The following is a 12,665-nucleotide window of genomic DNA, read 5'->3' on the forward strand; positions in this document are numbered from 1 at the left end:
GTCGTCCTAAATCCTTTAATGGCACTGGCAACTTATTGTTCAAGCTGGCACTTTATTTAAGCCATCTGAGCCGTTATTGATTGGCTGGTAAGAGGTTCGAGTACTCCTTCATTTGAACCTACTTACGTATAGATGTTTAGCATTGGCAGTGAATCAAATTATGTGGAATTTGTCCAGCCTCACCGCCAACCTACCTATCTGCGATCGAGTACATCCTGCATACCGTAGAGTTTACTAGGCTTCGCTGCTAACAGCATAACCGCAGGTATAGAAAGAGCATGCAGGGGAGGGTTTATGGTTAATTGCGATACGCTAGCCCTGGTTACTAAATTTTAATTCTGTATAGCTCCAAAGCCGGCTGCACAACGTAAGGATAGGTATGAATAACATCAATGTGAATACCTCAGACAAACTGACAACACCCCGCTTGTTTTATGATGGTGGCTGTCGTTTATGCCAACGTGAAATCGCACACCTTAGTCAGCCGCTGTCGGAAAAAATGCTATTGGTAGATATTAATGACCCGGCGTTTAGCGAATGGCAGGGTGTCGATAAACTCGAGATGATGCGCCAAATCCATGTATGGACAGGTGAGGGCTTTCTGGTGGGTCTGGATGCCAGCTTGTATTACTGGCGAGCGGCTGGATGGCGAGTACTGCCGGGTGTTCTGTCACTACCTGGAATCCATGCGTGTGCAAAGCTGGGGTATAGCCTCTGGGCTAACTGGCGCTTTCGCGGTGTGCGTAAGCGCCAGTGTCGAATATAGCCTGATACCAATAGTTTTAAGACAGCCTGTAAACTGATCAGAAATTTCCTGGTGCACATTGCAGGCAAGTCAGTCCCAGTGTGCGCCATTCATTGACGACACTGTCACGATCATCCAGTACCAGCCAGGGGTTGTAGCCGGACGCGCGTATCTGTTCCAGTAATCTGGATTTGACCACTTCATCCTTTTCCTGATCATCCCCTTGTGCGCGCAGGAACACCGCATCAAACGGAATATCATACTGGGAGAGCCAGTCCAGAGTATGTTGTCTATGGCTATCCGGGCGGCCACTGCAGATGACGATTTGCTGCCCTTGTTGCTTGAGTAGCTTGACCAGACGGCAGACCGGTTCAATGGGCTGGGCTGTTGCCATATGTGCGAAGAAAGGGTCCCAATGCTTTTCATCACCCAGTACCCAGTGGTGCACTTCTTCTGGGTTGAACTCGGCCAGGGTGCCGTCGACATCCACGATAACACTGTCTTTAATCAAAGTAATACTCCTTGGTATCGGTTGTCAGAGGGGTAAAGGTCCAGTTCGGTTGTTCTGCATCAGGTGGCAGTACTAATATGGGTTGTGCATTGCCGATCCGCTCTCCTTCCGGAGTGCCGGTGACCTGAGCACGAATCACTCTGAAAATGCCTGAGTGCGCCACGATCAGTGGCCAGTCATGTTGGCTGAGTTGATTGTTGAGGGCCAGTACAACCCGTTGGGTAAAGTCGGCCCAGCTTTCGCCTTCAGGCGGCGTTTCGGTATAAGGTGGCACTTCCGACCAGGGCGCACCTTCCAGTAGTCCCCAGTCACGCTCACGCAGGCCATCCACAGCCGTTATATTTTGCATCCGGGTTGCACGCTGAGCCGTTTCCCAGGCCCGTAACAGTGGGCTTGCAGCAATGTAACGCCAGCAGATATCGGCCAGTAGTACGGCGGCAGCATCGGCTTCCTGTTGTCCTGTGCTATTGAGTGGCGTATCGGTTCGCCCACCAATACGTTGTTGCTGGTTCATGGCTGTTTCGCCATGACGTAGAAAAACAAAAGGTTTTTGAATCAGTTTCATGAGTTTATCCAGATCTTATCCAGGTTTTATAAAGGAGATTAAAGATGAATGACGTGATCAAGGCGCAAGCGTTTTCCTAAGGCTGCTTGCCAACCTGCTGCATCAATCGGACAGAATAAGGGTATAACCTGTTCAGCTTGCAAGGTATCGGCCAGAGATTGGATACATGGCAATCTGGGGTGAACATTCCAGCGGCACCATTCGGCTCGACCTGAGGTGATATCAGCACGTGCTTTGGGGGGCGTGTATCCGGTATAAATCACCTGTCCGGTGTAGTCAGGATCACTGATCAGTCGACCGGCCTCACCCGCAACGCCTTCAGCATCAGCGGCCAGACGTATCAAGGCCAGGTCTGGGTTTTCTGGTGTGTCCCAGGGCCGTGGGGTGAGTTGAGCCAGTTGTTGCTGAATGCCGGGTTTCAGCAGGTTGGCAGGCAAACCCTGCAACGCAGCATGAAATTTCTGGCATGCGGGGTCGAATGTCCAGGGCAGTTCAAGTGTCTGGCACCAGAGGGCCAGTTCCAGTGCACGCCCAGAAGGTGGTACTGGCAATAAACTGGCTCGGTTCAACTTGGCTTGCAGTGCGTCGCGGCAGTGTGATTGATCGACTGAGTAGAGACCATAAGAGGCGTCTAACAGTGCCAACGCGGCCCGGGGTGGGCGGTCGAAAGGGTAGAGTAGCGATTCAAAACTGAAATCACCGCTGTAGAAAATCCCCCCGGCAATATCCAGGTGCAGCCAGATGCCATCGAGAGAGTGACCCGCCAGCCCACAGGTAATATTGATACCCTCAATGGTGATTGTGCCTTGCCTGGGTAGTGGATGCCAGCGTCGACCTGCGGGCAATCTCTGGGCAACGGTCGGTGTACAGTAAAGCGGAATCGTTTCTGGTAGCCAGCGAACGGCGCCTATGTGGTCGACATGATCATGGGTGATCAGGATGGCATCCGGGCTTTGATCCAGGTACCAATCACAGGGTTCATCGGCTTGCAGTGGGCCGCCGGCATCCAGCAATAGTGTGCGACCCTTCACATCAATACGTATTGCGGCGGGGGCTTTGGCGTCCAGCCCACTGAGGATATGGACTCGCACACTCATGCCGCGGACTCCAGACTCCAGCCCTGCAACAGACTTAACTGAATCACACTACCTTCAGTGACGCCCTGAGGGTGATAGCCGGTGAGTGATTCGCCAGTAGGTAGTCGCAACTGAATTTCATGGCGCTCACCCCGAAATACGCAGCGCTCTACTTTGGCATCCAAGCGGCTTTCGGATTGGGTCTCATATTGAGTGTGATGTTGGGCAGCGTCTGGTAGATGCAGTCGGATATGTTCGGGCCTGATCAGTACAGGGGTTGTCTGCGACGGATGAGCCGCTTGGCTGAGCTGGGTGAGTTCAGTCTGGGATAAGCTCACTCCCGATTTTACTCCCGGTAGATGTACAATGCTGCCTTGCCCAATAAAGCTGGCAATCCAATCAGTTCTGGGGGTTTGATAGAGGCTTTCGGGTGTGGCCCACTGTACCAGTTCACCCTGGTGCATGACGGCGATATGGTCTGCCAACGACATGGCTTCGGATTGATCATGAGTAACATACACCAGGGTTGCACCGGTGCGTTGATGGAACTCACGAAAACTCTCTTCCATGGACGCGCGCAGATGGCGGTCCAGGTTCGCCAGGGGTTCATCCAGCAGTACCACGTCGGGATCTGTAACCAGGCAGCGAGCCAAGGCCACGCGTTGTCGTTGTCCACCACTAAGATCCTGGGGCATGCGTTGAGTTAATCCCTCCAGTTGTACGATCTGCAAGGCGTCTTTGACCCGTTGTTGATAGTCCTGACCGCGAATGCCGCGATGACGCAGCGGATAACCGACATTATCCGCCACACTCATATGCGGCCAGAGGGCGTAGGACTGAAACACCATCCCCATATTGCGTGATTCGGTCGGTACTTGCCATCCAGGACGTGCCAGGCAGTTGCCGTTCAGGTGTATTTGCCCTTCTGACAGGGTTTCGAAACCGGCCAGCATGCGCAAGGTGGTGGTCTTGCCGCAGCCGCTGGGGCCGAGCAGGGCAATGAACTCACCTTCGGGCAGGGTGAGGCTGAGCTGTTTGACAGCCGCTGACTGGCCGTAATATTTGGATACCTGATTTAGAATCAGTTCTGCCATGGGATGACTCCTTTGGGTAAATGTTTGGCCAGCAGGCTCAGCAGTAACATAATCGCTGCGACCATCAGCACCACCAACACGGCAATGGCAGACGCGAGAATGCTGTCGCCACTTTGATCGAGATTGAAGATCAATACGCCGAGGGTTTCCTTACCGGCACTCCACAATAGTGCCGAGACCGTCAGCTCATTCACCGCGGTCAGAAATACCAGTAATCCTCCCGCAAAAATGGCCGGCGCTATCAGCGGCAGAAGAATGTCGACTAGACGGCGCAGGGTGCTGGCCCCAGAAATGCGGGCCGCTTCCTCAAGGCTGGGATCCAGTTCGCTGAAGCTGGCTACTATGGGTTTCAGACTGACCGACAGAAAACGCGCCAGATAGGCGATGAAAATAATGCCCAGCGTGCCATAAAGTGTCAGGTTGAGGATGGGGATGGGTTTGGCGAACAGCAGGATACAGGCAATCGCCAATACCACACCTGGCAGGGCATAGGGGATCTCAATCATACTGGTGAGTGCGGAGCGTGCCCGCTGTGGCAGACTTTGCATTAGATAGGCCAACAGTGTTGCCAGCAGCATTAACAGCAGCGCCGCTCCACCTGCCAGTAACAGGCTGTTGCTGAATGCCCGTAGGGTGACGCCCTGACGGCCAACCATCTCCTGATAGGCGGTAAAACTCAGGTTAGTAAAGTTCAGATGTACGCCCATGGCTGGTACTAAAGAACTGGTCACCAAGGCCACCAGCGGTGCGACCAGAATCAACACCAGTACTAACGCCAATACTATCTCTAACGGCAACCGCCAGCGACCCAGTACAAAATCCTGGCTCCGACCACTGTGTCCCAGCAGACTGAAACGGCTGCGTTTCAACATCTGCTGTTGCATCATGACACCCATAAGTGCCAGGACGCCGATCAAGACGGATAGTGAGGCTATTTCCGGCAGTACACTGGTGCCAAAGCCAGACATTTTCTGGTAGATCAGCGTGGGCAGTACATAGTAGGACGCTGGAATACCCAGCATGGCTGGAATGCCAAAATTACCCAGTGCGGACACAAAGGCGATGGAAGCACCGGCAATCAGTCCATTGCGGCTGAGGGGCAGGATCATATCGATCCAGATTTTATGTTGTCTGGCACCACTAATACGTGCCGCCTCAATCAGGTCGCGTGGCAGATGAATTAAACTGCTACGCAGTGCCAGAAACACCAGTGGTGCATGTTGGATGCCCAGCAACAGTGCAATGCCTTCTGCTGAATAGAGCGGCTGCGGAGAGCCGAGTGCTGGTGCAATACCCAGGGTATTCAACAGTGGGCTTCCGGGTCCGGTCAGCTGTAGCCAGCTCAATGCTGTGACCTGTGGTGGAATCATCATCGGCAGCATAAAGCAAAATACCAACAGACTTTTGCCGCGGATATTGGTCAGAGTCAGGGTGAAGGCAAACAGGCAGCCAAGCACAACCGCTATCAAGGTACCCAGACCTGAGGTATACAGACTGTGCCCCAGTGCTCGCCAGGTCGCTGGCTGTTGCAGCACCTGCATCATTGGTGATGCATTGCCCAACTCCCAGCCTTGCAGGGCTTCAATCAATAGACGCATGGTCGGCATCAACGTCAGCAGACTGGTGAGGATCAGCAGTAAAATAAGCAGCCAGCGTTGCTGGCTGCGTAGGTATTGAAAGTGTGCAATCATTCGGAATTATCCGCCAAACAGCTCGCTGAAACGTTGCTTGTTGCTTTCCGCTTGATCCAGCGCCTTGCCAGCATTCAGGGGAATCAACTTGATCTCGTTACGTGCCGGGAAGCCTTCAGGTGGGTCGATATCCTCACGGGCGGGCAGGTAGCCTTGTGCTTGCACCAGTTGTTGACCGGCTTCAGATAATACGAAGTCGACAAAGCGTTGAGCGGCTTCCGGGTTCGCCGCATCTTTAAGAATAGCCACTGGCTCAGTTACGGCTGTAACACCTTCCTCAGGGAATATAAACTGGATGGGCGATCCTTTCGCGGCTTCACGGATAGCCATGAAATCAACAATTACACCGTAGGGTTTGGTGCCAGACGTGATCGCTGATAACACTGCACCATTACCTCCCTGTGCTGATACACCATTCTGATTCAATGCGGTGTAGTAATCCCAACCCAGGTCTGAGTGGTCAGTCAGCGCGGCCAGATGAATTAAGGCGGCGCCCGAGTAGAGAGGGCTGGGCATGGCCACTTGGTTGCGGTACTGCTCATTCACCAGGTCCTGCCAGCGCTCAGGTTGCTGCGCTGCACGGGTATGGTAGGCAATTCCGGTGGTGATCATTTTGGTGCCATAGTAATAGCCTTCTTGATCGTACAATTCCGCATCATATTGATCGCGCTCAGGGCTCAGATAGGCTTGCAGCAGGCCTTCGCGCTTGAGGGATTCCATCGTCACGCTGTCGGCAATCAATAATAAATCTGGTTTGGTTACACCTGCACTAAGTTCCGCTCTCAGACGGGTCATTAGCTGTGTTGTGCCATCACGTACCCAGTCAACCTTGATGTCAGGGTTGGCTTGAGTAAAAGCATCGACAGTCATTTGCGCATCGGTGTTGGGTTGGCTGGTATAGAGTGTCAGGGTTTGCTGAGCGAAGGCCGCGCCTGGCAGGGCCAGGGCCGTAGCGAGTATCCATCTGTGCAGTTTCAGGTAAGACATTTCCGCATCTCCGATTGAATCAATTGAAGTGCATAGCCTAGTGTCATCAAATGACAATAAAGTGACATTAAGCTTTCGTTTGCATGCATTGAGTTTTCGCATTCATGGCTTTTATTTTCGAATTCTGCAGTGGGTCAGTATCATGATGAATACCACACAACGTCGACAGCAGATCGTTGCACTGATTAATCAGTTGGGTCGGCAGCCTTTAGAGTCTTTGGCGCAACGCTTTGGTGTGTCAGTACAAACCCTTCGCAATGATGTCCGGATTCTGGCGAATCGAGGGTTGTTGATGCGCCATCATGGCAGTGCATCGCCTTTCCCCGGCCGTGAAAATGTTGAATATGAACAGCGGCAGATTGTTAATCGCAGTGGCAAACAGCTGATTGCTGAGCACTGCCTGACGCTGATTAGTGATTACCAGAGCCTGTTTCTGGGGACTGGCACAACGGTAGAGCAACTTGCCATTTTGCTCAGGGAGCGACAGGGTCTAAGAGTGATGACCAATAATCTGCATGCGGTGACACCTCTGTGTCACCACCCGGATTGCGAGTTGATTATCGCGGGTGGCGTGGTGCGCAAGCGTGATCAGGATGTTGTTGGTGGCGACGCGTTACGCTTTTTTTCACGCTTTCGGGTTGATGTCGGCATCGTTTCAGTGGGTGGAATGAGTCGACAGGGGCAGCTTTTTGATTACAATACAGAAGAAGTCATGGCCCGCGAAGCACTGCTGGAGAATGCTCGACAACGCATTTTGCTATTGGACAGTTCGAAATTCGATACCGAAGCAAGTTGTAGCGCAGGGCACCTGACTGATTATGATGTTGTCGTTATGGACCAACCGCCACTTCCTGCGTTACGCAATCATTTATCTGCCGAGGGTGTTCGGCTGATTTATTGAAAGGGTTGGGTATTCATTGTTCTAGTAGTCGCTGTAGGTATTCAAATCCAGATGTTGCGGTGGCAGTGTAAATCTGCCAGAAATTCGGGATTGGTGCCGCCAGCAACGGCTAGCGGCATTGGTCATCTGGATGACATAGTAGCCTTTCTTAACGGAAAACAATACCGCCATCAATTAATGGCGCCTGACCTGTCATATAATCGGAGTCTGGACCGGCAAGATAGGACACAAAATTCGCTACATCTTCTGGCGTTTGTGCACGGCCAAGAGCAATGCCGTCGACATATTTTTTATAGGTTTCACCCTCTGCTGCGCCAGTGATCTCTGCGAAGCGTTTATCAATCTCGACCCACATATCAGTGCCAACGACACCGGGACAATAGGCGTTGACGGTGATACCATTGCTCGCATATTCTAATGCTGCGGCTTGAGTTAAAGCCCGCACGGCAAATTTAGTTGACGAGTACACGCCCAATAGCGCAAAACCATTATGGCCTGCGATTGAAGATGCATTGATAATTTTGCCCTTTTGTTTGCGTTCGATAAACTTCTTCGCTGCAGCCTGAATACCCCAGAGCGTGCCATCAATATTGATTTTCTGAATCTTATCCAATTCTTCCTGGGTGACATCCGCAATAGCTTGAACCTGAGCGATACCAGCGTTATTAACGATAATATCGAACCCACCCAGTGTTTTCTCCGCATGTTCGATAGCCGCATAAACTTGTTCGCGGTCGCTGACATCAGCTTTAAAAGTAGAGGCTTTGCGCCCTAAGGCCTCTACTTCCTGAGCAACTTCACGCATTTTATCTTCGTTCAGATCAACGATAGCAATGGCCGCACCGTCTTTTGCTAAACGCAGGGCTATTGCACGTCCAATACCTTGACCTGCACCTGTAACCAACGCCACTTTACCTTGAATCGACATAACATATTCCTTACTGATGTAATTGAAATCATCCAATCGGAAGACCTCTTAAACTGCTATCAAGTATATCCAAACAACCTTCTAATTCAGATGATAGACAGGTTCCATGCCATAAACAGGCGTGTCAACTCCTTCCATACGTGCTTTTATCTGCAATGATAGTGTATGTGTCATAGATTTCTCCTGTGCAGACTATTGTTTTTGTAACTGCGTTAATACCAACGTTTGCACTTAGATCAGGTGTTCCAGAGCAATGTTGATAAGGTAAATAGAGCAGTAAGCGTGCCAGAGTGTATGCACGACACTTTATTTAATTATATCTATTTGATTTATTTAGATTAAAAATTTATCTGCAAATACTGGTAAGCGTATTGGCAGATAAATTAGTATGCCCATGTCGTGACACCTGTAACACCGTTGGTGTTGCATCTGTAACGCAGTATTGAACTTTGCTTTACAGGTGTAACGCTCCCAAATTAAGGCGCTAAAGCAGTATAGAAAGAACGCTTGCTTGTTCGAGAGTAAACTCGAAAACACCATGAAATAAAAATAATAGCTCGTAACAGTTTCTACTTAGTTATTGTAGCCTCTCTGTCTGAGGTAAGCATATTTGAGGACAAAAAGACTACAGTCCCTTCTACTTCAAGACGTTGGGCAGTTTCGCTGCAAATCTGAGGTGAGGCAGTTATATTGGATTGATAAATGATGTGGCAAACAGTTGCAGTTTTTCTGCTTCCTACGAAGCGTAGATGCAACAGCCGTGGAGTTTCCGTGCACCTGTACTGTCTTAAATCACCGACAGGGTTTTGAACTCATCCAGTGCATACTGATCGGTCATACCGCTGATCATGTCCTGCAATAAGCGACAACGGCAGTAACTTTCCCACACATCGACATCACCAACCGACTGCTGGTATAGCTGATAATAGGCTTTGATATGCTTGTTGGGTAAGCGCCGCACCAGCAAACCTTCCAGTAGTAATCCCTGGTTTTTTCCTTCCAGTAACTGGCCAAACTGACTGCGGGATAGTCGCAGCAGCGGGCGGTAATGGTCGAGCAGCCCAGTGAGAATACGATAGCCCTGTAATTCCAGGGTTTTCACTTCATCGACTGAAAAAACATGGCGTATCGCCACCTTTTTTAGCGTACTGACAATGGCGTGGCAGGGGGAATCATCTTCCAGCAGGGCGCGGTTTAAACGCCCCTGGTAAACCGCTTCGATATTATCGATAAAGGCCTGGGCGGCATGCTGAACCAGTGGATGGGTTAAGCCGACTCTGAGCCAGACAAAAAATTCATGGTCCTTGTTGATCGATTCCTTATCGGCTCGTTCCAGCGCGTAGTGAACCAGGTCGGTAAAACTGCTGGCACTACGGCGACCTGGGGCATAGAAGTGTTTTTCATCGGCATCCAGTGGCCGTAGACGGGCAAATTGCTCAATCAGCAACTGAGCCAATTGACGGATGCTGAGTATGCCTTTGTCGATGGCGTCTTCCAGGTCAGCCAGACAATAAGAGATATCGTCAGCGGCCTCCATCAGATATGTCAACGGAAAGCGGTGACCAGGGCGCATCTCCAGGGTTTCCTGCATCTCGGCCACAAACTGACGCTCAGAAAAGTAATAGCCCGGTTTTTTCATCAGATAGCTGAGGGGGTGTTGTGCATCCGGTCTGGGATCGGTGGCACAACGGGTATATTTTAAAATACAGGCGGACTGCAGGTAGGTCAGGTTGAGCTTTTGCAACTGGCTGATCAGGCGTATTGCCTGGGCGTTGCCTTCAAAGGAGCACAGCTCACGTTTGAGTTTCTGCGTCAGGGCCTGACCTTCGGCTGAGCTGGAAGGGGCAATAAATCCCGGGAACTGATCTATCTGTTCAGTGAACCAGCGGGAAATCGCTGCTTCACCAAAATGGCCAAAGGGCGGGTTGCCGATATCGTGCATCAGGCAGGCCATTTCCACCAGACTCTCTGTGGCGCGTTCACTGCCAGCCAAACCATAGCGCGACGCCTCGGCCCCTAATTTGTCAAACAGGGTGCGGGTGATAAAACGGCCAGTTTGTTGTACTTCCAAAGAGTGGGTCAAGCGTGAACGCACCGCCGCATTGTGTTCCAGCGGAAATACCTGGGTTTTCTGCTGCAAGCGTCGCACCGCCGCTGAATTGATGATGCGGCCACGATCACTTTCCAGCTGTGCATCTAACTGAGGTGATGCACTGGCTTTGGAGTAAGGACGACGTGATGAAAAACGCTTGGCAAAATTAATCAAGGTCATCCAGCGTCACAACCAGATCTTGTTTGGAGACATCTACGCCCCAAAAAGTGTAAGTATCATCATCTTCATCAATCAGATGAATATCAAACATCGGGCTTTTGTAGCCTGTGATGGTCACTCGCCGGGTTTCGTTGTTGGGGAGTACCTCATCGCCTAATACATCTTCTTCCCAACTGGTCGACTTCTCAGGACTGATATAGATGTAGTAGATGGTGTAACCTGTATTGTTGGTAATGTCGACATAATAGTCGGCTGCCAAGGCAGAATTACTGATAAACAATGACAGAAGAAAGGCCAGAATCAACTTTATTTTCATTGGAATACCTAGGTTCATAACAGGGTTAATTATTGGTTTATCCACTATATATCAGATTTACAGAATAGCAATATTAAGCGATAACAACTGACTAGGCTAAAATTGTATTAACAACGTAGGGTGTGAATGATTATAAAATTCAGGATGATCTATGCCAATGAGAACAAGATTTAAATGGTTAGTACGGCTGTTGGTGTTTATTGTTCTGGTATTTTTTATACCAGTCGGATGTGCACTGACATCACATTTTAGCGGTGATGAAGGTCCATCTGACTGGCGTACAGCCCGTAGGGACAGTGCCGGTATTGCACCGGATGCTGCGGCACATCAAGGGGCGCTGATTCAGGTGTATGCGGCCCGGGCGTTTCGCTGGCGTGGCGCGTTGGGGGTGCACACCTGGATAGCTGCTAAACCGCAAGGTGTTGATCATTACACCCGTTTTGAGGTGATAGGCTTTAGTGTCAGACGTGGCGGTGATGCTGTACAGGTTGCCCAGGGTATTCCCGATGGTTACTGGTATGGCAGTCAGCCGGCCTTGTTGCGTGAGATTCGTGGTGGTGGCGAGGTGGATGCACTGATCAGTCGTTTACATGAGGCCGCCAGGCTTTATCCTTATAACCATGAATACCGGGTCTGGCCGGGTCCTAACAGTAATACATTTATCGCTTATCTGGGCCGTAAAGTGCCTGAGCTCAAGCTTAATCTACCACCAACGGCCATCGGTAAAGATTACTTGCCAGAGGGTGGCGTGTTTGCTCGCGCGCCGAGTGGTTCGGGATTTCAGATTTCTCTGGCGGGGTTGCTGGGTGTGACTCTGGCTCTGGAAGAAGGGTTCGAGATGAATTTTCTCGGACTGAGTGCCGGTGTTGATCCCTGGCCTTTGGCGCTTAACTTGCCCGGTCTGGGACGGTTGGGTTTTCCAACACACATGCCATTAAAAGCAATTGAGTGAAAGGTGGATTAGCTTATAGCCTTTGCCGTATGATCAGTCTGAGATTACACCACAAACAGGATGAGGGACGTTATTATGCTATCGGTTGAAGTTTCGGGTATTTTGGGGCTTTTGTTATTGGTCCTGAATATTTACGCCATTATTAAGATAGTACAGAGTGCGGCTAGTACCGGAGCCAAAGTACTGTGGGTCGTGTTGATTTTGTTGTTGCCTGTGCTGGGCTTTATTCTCTGGTTTTTATTGGGTCCAAAATAACTGGCATACCCGTTCGGGATGGTCAGACAGCCATCCCGAACGGGTTCAATTGCAACAGCTCAGCTGTAATAGCACAGATAGGCGGTCGGTGTAGCTATTTTCAGATCAAAGGAAGCACCGGCCGCTATGTTAAATTCAGTACCGGCAGGAAAGGCTTGCCAATCCTGCTGTTCCGGCAGCTTTACCAGCAGTTCTCCGTGAGTTACACACATGCGCTCATTCTGACGGGTGCCAAAAGTGTATTCTCCCGGCGCCATGACACCAGAGGTAACCGGGCCTTGATCAGCCGTAAACCCGATAGAGACCACCTTACCTTCAAAATACTCATTTACGCTTAACATCGCAGTCGATTCTCCATGCAAAAATGGCGCT

General features: G+C 50.7%; 14 protein-coding genes. 4 read left to right on the forward strand and 10 right to left on the reverse strand.

Annotated features, from left to right (window positions below):
• The first annotated feature begins 379 nt into the window (after positions 1-379).
• The gene (locus F5I99_RS08005; RefSeq protein WP_151054818.1) at positions 380-766 is read left to right on the forward strand and encodes a thiol-disulfide oxidoreductase DCC family protein; all 387 of its coding nucleotides are present in this window, start codon (positions 380-382) and stop codon (positions 764-766) included.
• 37 nt (positions 767-803) lie between these two features.
• Here F5I99_RS08005 and F5I99_RS08010 read toward each other — a convergent pair whose 3' ends face one another.
• The 6 genes from F5I99_RS08010 to F5I99_RS08035 are packed head-to-tail and all read right to left on the reverse strand — an operon-like array spanning position 804 to position 6,669.
• Positions 804-1,256, reverse strand: a complete 453-nt coding sequence (locus tag F5I99_RS08010; protein WP_151054820.1) for a phosphatase domain-containing protein — start codon at positions 1,254-1,256, stop codon at positions 804-806.
• Positions 1,249-1,821, reverse strand: a complete 573-nt coding sequence (locus F5I99_RS08015; RefSeq protein WP_151054822.1) for a histidine phosphatase family protein — start codon at positions 1,819-1,821, stop codon at positions 1,249-1,251. Before F5I99_RS08015 ends, F5I99_RS08010 begins: the two co-directional genes overlap by 8 nt.
• A gap of 38 nt (positions 1,822-1,859) precedes the next feature.
• Complete coding sequence (locus F5I99_RS08020; RefSeq protein ID WP_151054824.1) at positions 1,860-2,918, reverse strand: MBL fold metallo-hydrolase; 1,059 nt, start codon at positions 2,916-2,918, stop codon at positions 1,860-1,862.
• A complete protein-coding gene (locus tag F5I99_RS08025; RefSeq protein WP_151054826.1) occupies positions 2,915-3,991 on the reverse strand; it encodes an ABC transporter ATP-binding protein in 1,077 nt (358 codons plus the stop codon). Before F5I99_RS08025 ends, F5I99_RS08020 begins: the two co-directional genes overlap by 4 nt.
• Positions 3,979-5,682 (reverse strand): ABC transporter permease, encoded by a 1,704-nt coding sequence (locus tag F5I99_RS08030; RefSeq protein ID WP_151054828.1) that lies wholly within the window; start codon positions 5,680-5,682, stop codon positions 3,979-3,981. Before F5I99_RS08030 ends, F5I99_RS08025 begins: the two co-directional genes overlap by 13 nt.
• A gap of 6 nt (positions 5,683-5,688) precedes the next feature.
• Complete coding sequence (locus F5I99_RS08035; protein ID WP_151054830.1) at positions 5,689-6,669, reverse strand: ABC transporter substrate-binding protein; 981 nt, start codon at positions 6,667-6,669, stop codon at positions 5,689-5,691.
• A gap of 61 nt (positions 6,670-6,730) precedes the next feature.
• Between F5I99_RS08035 and F5I99_RS08040 the strand changes: the two genes are divergently transcribed.
• Positions 6,731-7,570 carry a DeoR/GlpR family DNA-binding transcription regulator gene (locus F5I99_RS08040; protein ID WP_325063015.1) on the forward strand — a complete coding sequence of 280 codons (840 nt, stop codon included), beginning with the start codon at positions 6,731-6,733 and terminating at the stop codon, positions 7,568-7,570.
• A gap of 148 nt (positions 7,571-7,718) precedes the next feature.
• Here the strand turns inward: F5I99_RS08040 and F5I99_RS08045 are convergent, their stop codons facing one another.
• From F5I99_RS08045 to F5I99_RS08060, 3 genes are all read right to left on the reverse strand, one after another.
• Complete coding sequence (locus F5I99_RS08045; protein WP_151054831.1) at positions 7,719-8,498, reverse strand: acetoin reductase; 780 nt, start codon at positions 8,496-8,498, stop codon at positions 7,719-7,721.
• A gap of 787 nt (positions 8,499-9,285) precedes the next feature.
• A complete protein-coding gene (gene dgt / locus F5I99_RS08055; RefSeq protein WP_151054833.1) occupies positions 9,286-10,770 on the reverse strand; it encodes a dGTPase in 1,485 nt (494 codons plus the stop codon).
• Positions 10,757-11,086: a hypothetical protein gene (locus F5I99_RS08060; protein WP_151054835.1), complete on the reverse strand. Its 330-nt coding sequence runs from the start codon at positions 11,084-11,086 to the stop codon at positions 10,757-10,759. The genes dgt and F5I99_RS08060 overlap by 14 nt, the downstream gene beginning before the upstream one ends.
• Positions 11,087-11,243: 157 nt before the next feature.
• On the opposite strand from F5I99_RS08060, the gene F5I99_RS08065 reads away from it, so the two are divergent.
• Together F5I99_RS08065 and F5I99_RS08070 are read left to right on the forward strand one after the other, a co-directional pair.
• Entirely contained in the window at positions 11,244-12,038 is a 795-nt protein-coding gene (locus F5I99_RS08065) for a DUF3750 domain-containing protein (RefSeq protein WP_151054837.1), read from the forward strand.
• Between the two features lie 75 nt (positions 12,039-12,113).
• Positions 12,114-12,293: a PLDc N-terminal domain-containing protein gene (locus F5I99_RS08070; RefSeq protein ID WP_151054839.1), complete on the forward strand. Its 180-nt coding sequence runs from the start codon at positions 12,114-12,116 to the stop codon at positions 12,291-12,293.
• A 59-nt stretch (positions 12,294-12,352) separates the two neighbouring features.
• On the opposite strand, the gene ppnP is transcribed toward F5I99_RS08070, so the two are convergent.
• Positions 12,353-12,634: a pyrimidine/purine nucleoside phosphorylase gene (gene ppnP / locus F5I99_RS08075; RefSeq protein ID WP_151054841.1), complete on the reverse strand. Its 282-nt coding sequence runs from the start codon at positions 12,632-12,634 to the stop codon at positions 12,353-12,355.
• Positions 12,635-12,665: the final 31 nt, after the last annotated feature.

Origin of the sequence: Nitrincola iocasae (assembly GCF_008727795.1) — a bacterium.
In the GTDB taxonomy this organism is placed as follows: domain Bacteria; phylum Pseudomonadota; class Gammaproteobacteria; order Pseudomonadales; family Balneatricaceae; genus Nitrincola; species Nitrincola iocasae.

What these genes read in the sequence shown, in the direction of transcription:
- F5I99_RS08060 (WP_151054835.1), bottom strand. Translation starts at nt 11,086, where the DNA reads ATGAAAATAAAGTTGATTCTGGCCTTTCTTCTGTCATTGTTTATCAGT.
- F5I99_RS08070 (WP_151054839.1), top strand. Translation starts at nt 12,114, where the DNA reads ATGCTATCGGTTGAAGTTTCGGGTATTTTGGGGCTTTTGTTATTGGTC.
- F5I99_RS08045 (WP_151054831.1), bottom strand. Translation starts at nt 8,498, where the DNA reads ATGTCGATTCAAGGTAAAGTGGCGTTGGTTACAGGTGCAGGTCAAGGT.
- F5I99_RS08015 (WP_151054822.1), bottom strand. Translation starts at nt 1,821, where the DNA reads ATGAAACTGATTCAAAAACCTTTTGTTTTTCTACGTCATGGCGAAACA.
- F5I99_RS08020 (WP_151054824.1), bottom strand. Translation starts at nt 2,918, where the DNA reads ATGAGTGTGCGAGTCCATATCCTCAGTGGGCTGGACGCCAAAGCCCCC.
- F5I99_RS08030 (WP_151054828.1), bottom strand. Translation starts at nt 5,682, where the DNA reads ATGATTGCACACTTTCAATACCTACGCAGCCAGCAACGCTGGCTGCTT.
- F5I99_RS08035 (WP_151054830.1), bottom strand. Translation starts at nt 6,669, where the DNA reads ATGTCTTACCTGAAACTGCACAGATGGATACTCGCTACGGCCCTGGCC.
- dgt (WP_151054833.1), bottom strand. Translation starts at nt 10,770, where the DNA reads ATGACCTTGATTAATTTTGCCAAGCGTTTTTCATCACGTCGTCCTTAC.
- ppnP (WP_151054841.1), bottom strand. Translation starts at nt 12,634, where the DNA reads ATGTTAAGCGTAAATGAGTATTTTGAAGGTAAGGTGGTCTCTATCGGG.
- F5I99_RS08025 (WP_151054826.1), bottom strand. Translation starts at nt 3,991, where the DNA reads ATGGCAGAACTGATTCTAAATCAGGTATCCAAATATTACGGCCAGTCA.
- F5I99_RS08065 (WP_151054837.1), top strand. Translation starts at nt 11,244, where the DNA reads ATGAGAACAAGATTTAAATGGTTAGTACGGCTGTTGGTGTTTATTGTT.
- F5I99_RS08005 (WP_151054818.1), top strand. Translation starts at nt 380, where the DNA reads ATGAATAACATCAATGTGAATACCTCAGACAAACTGACAACACCCCGC.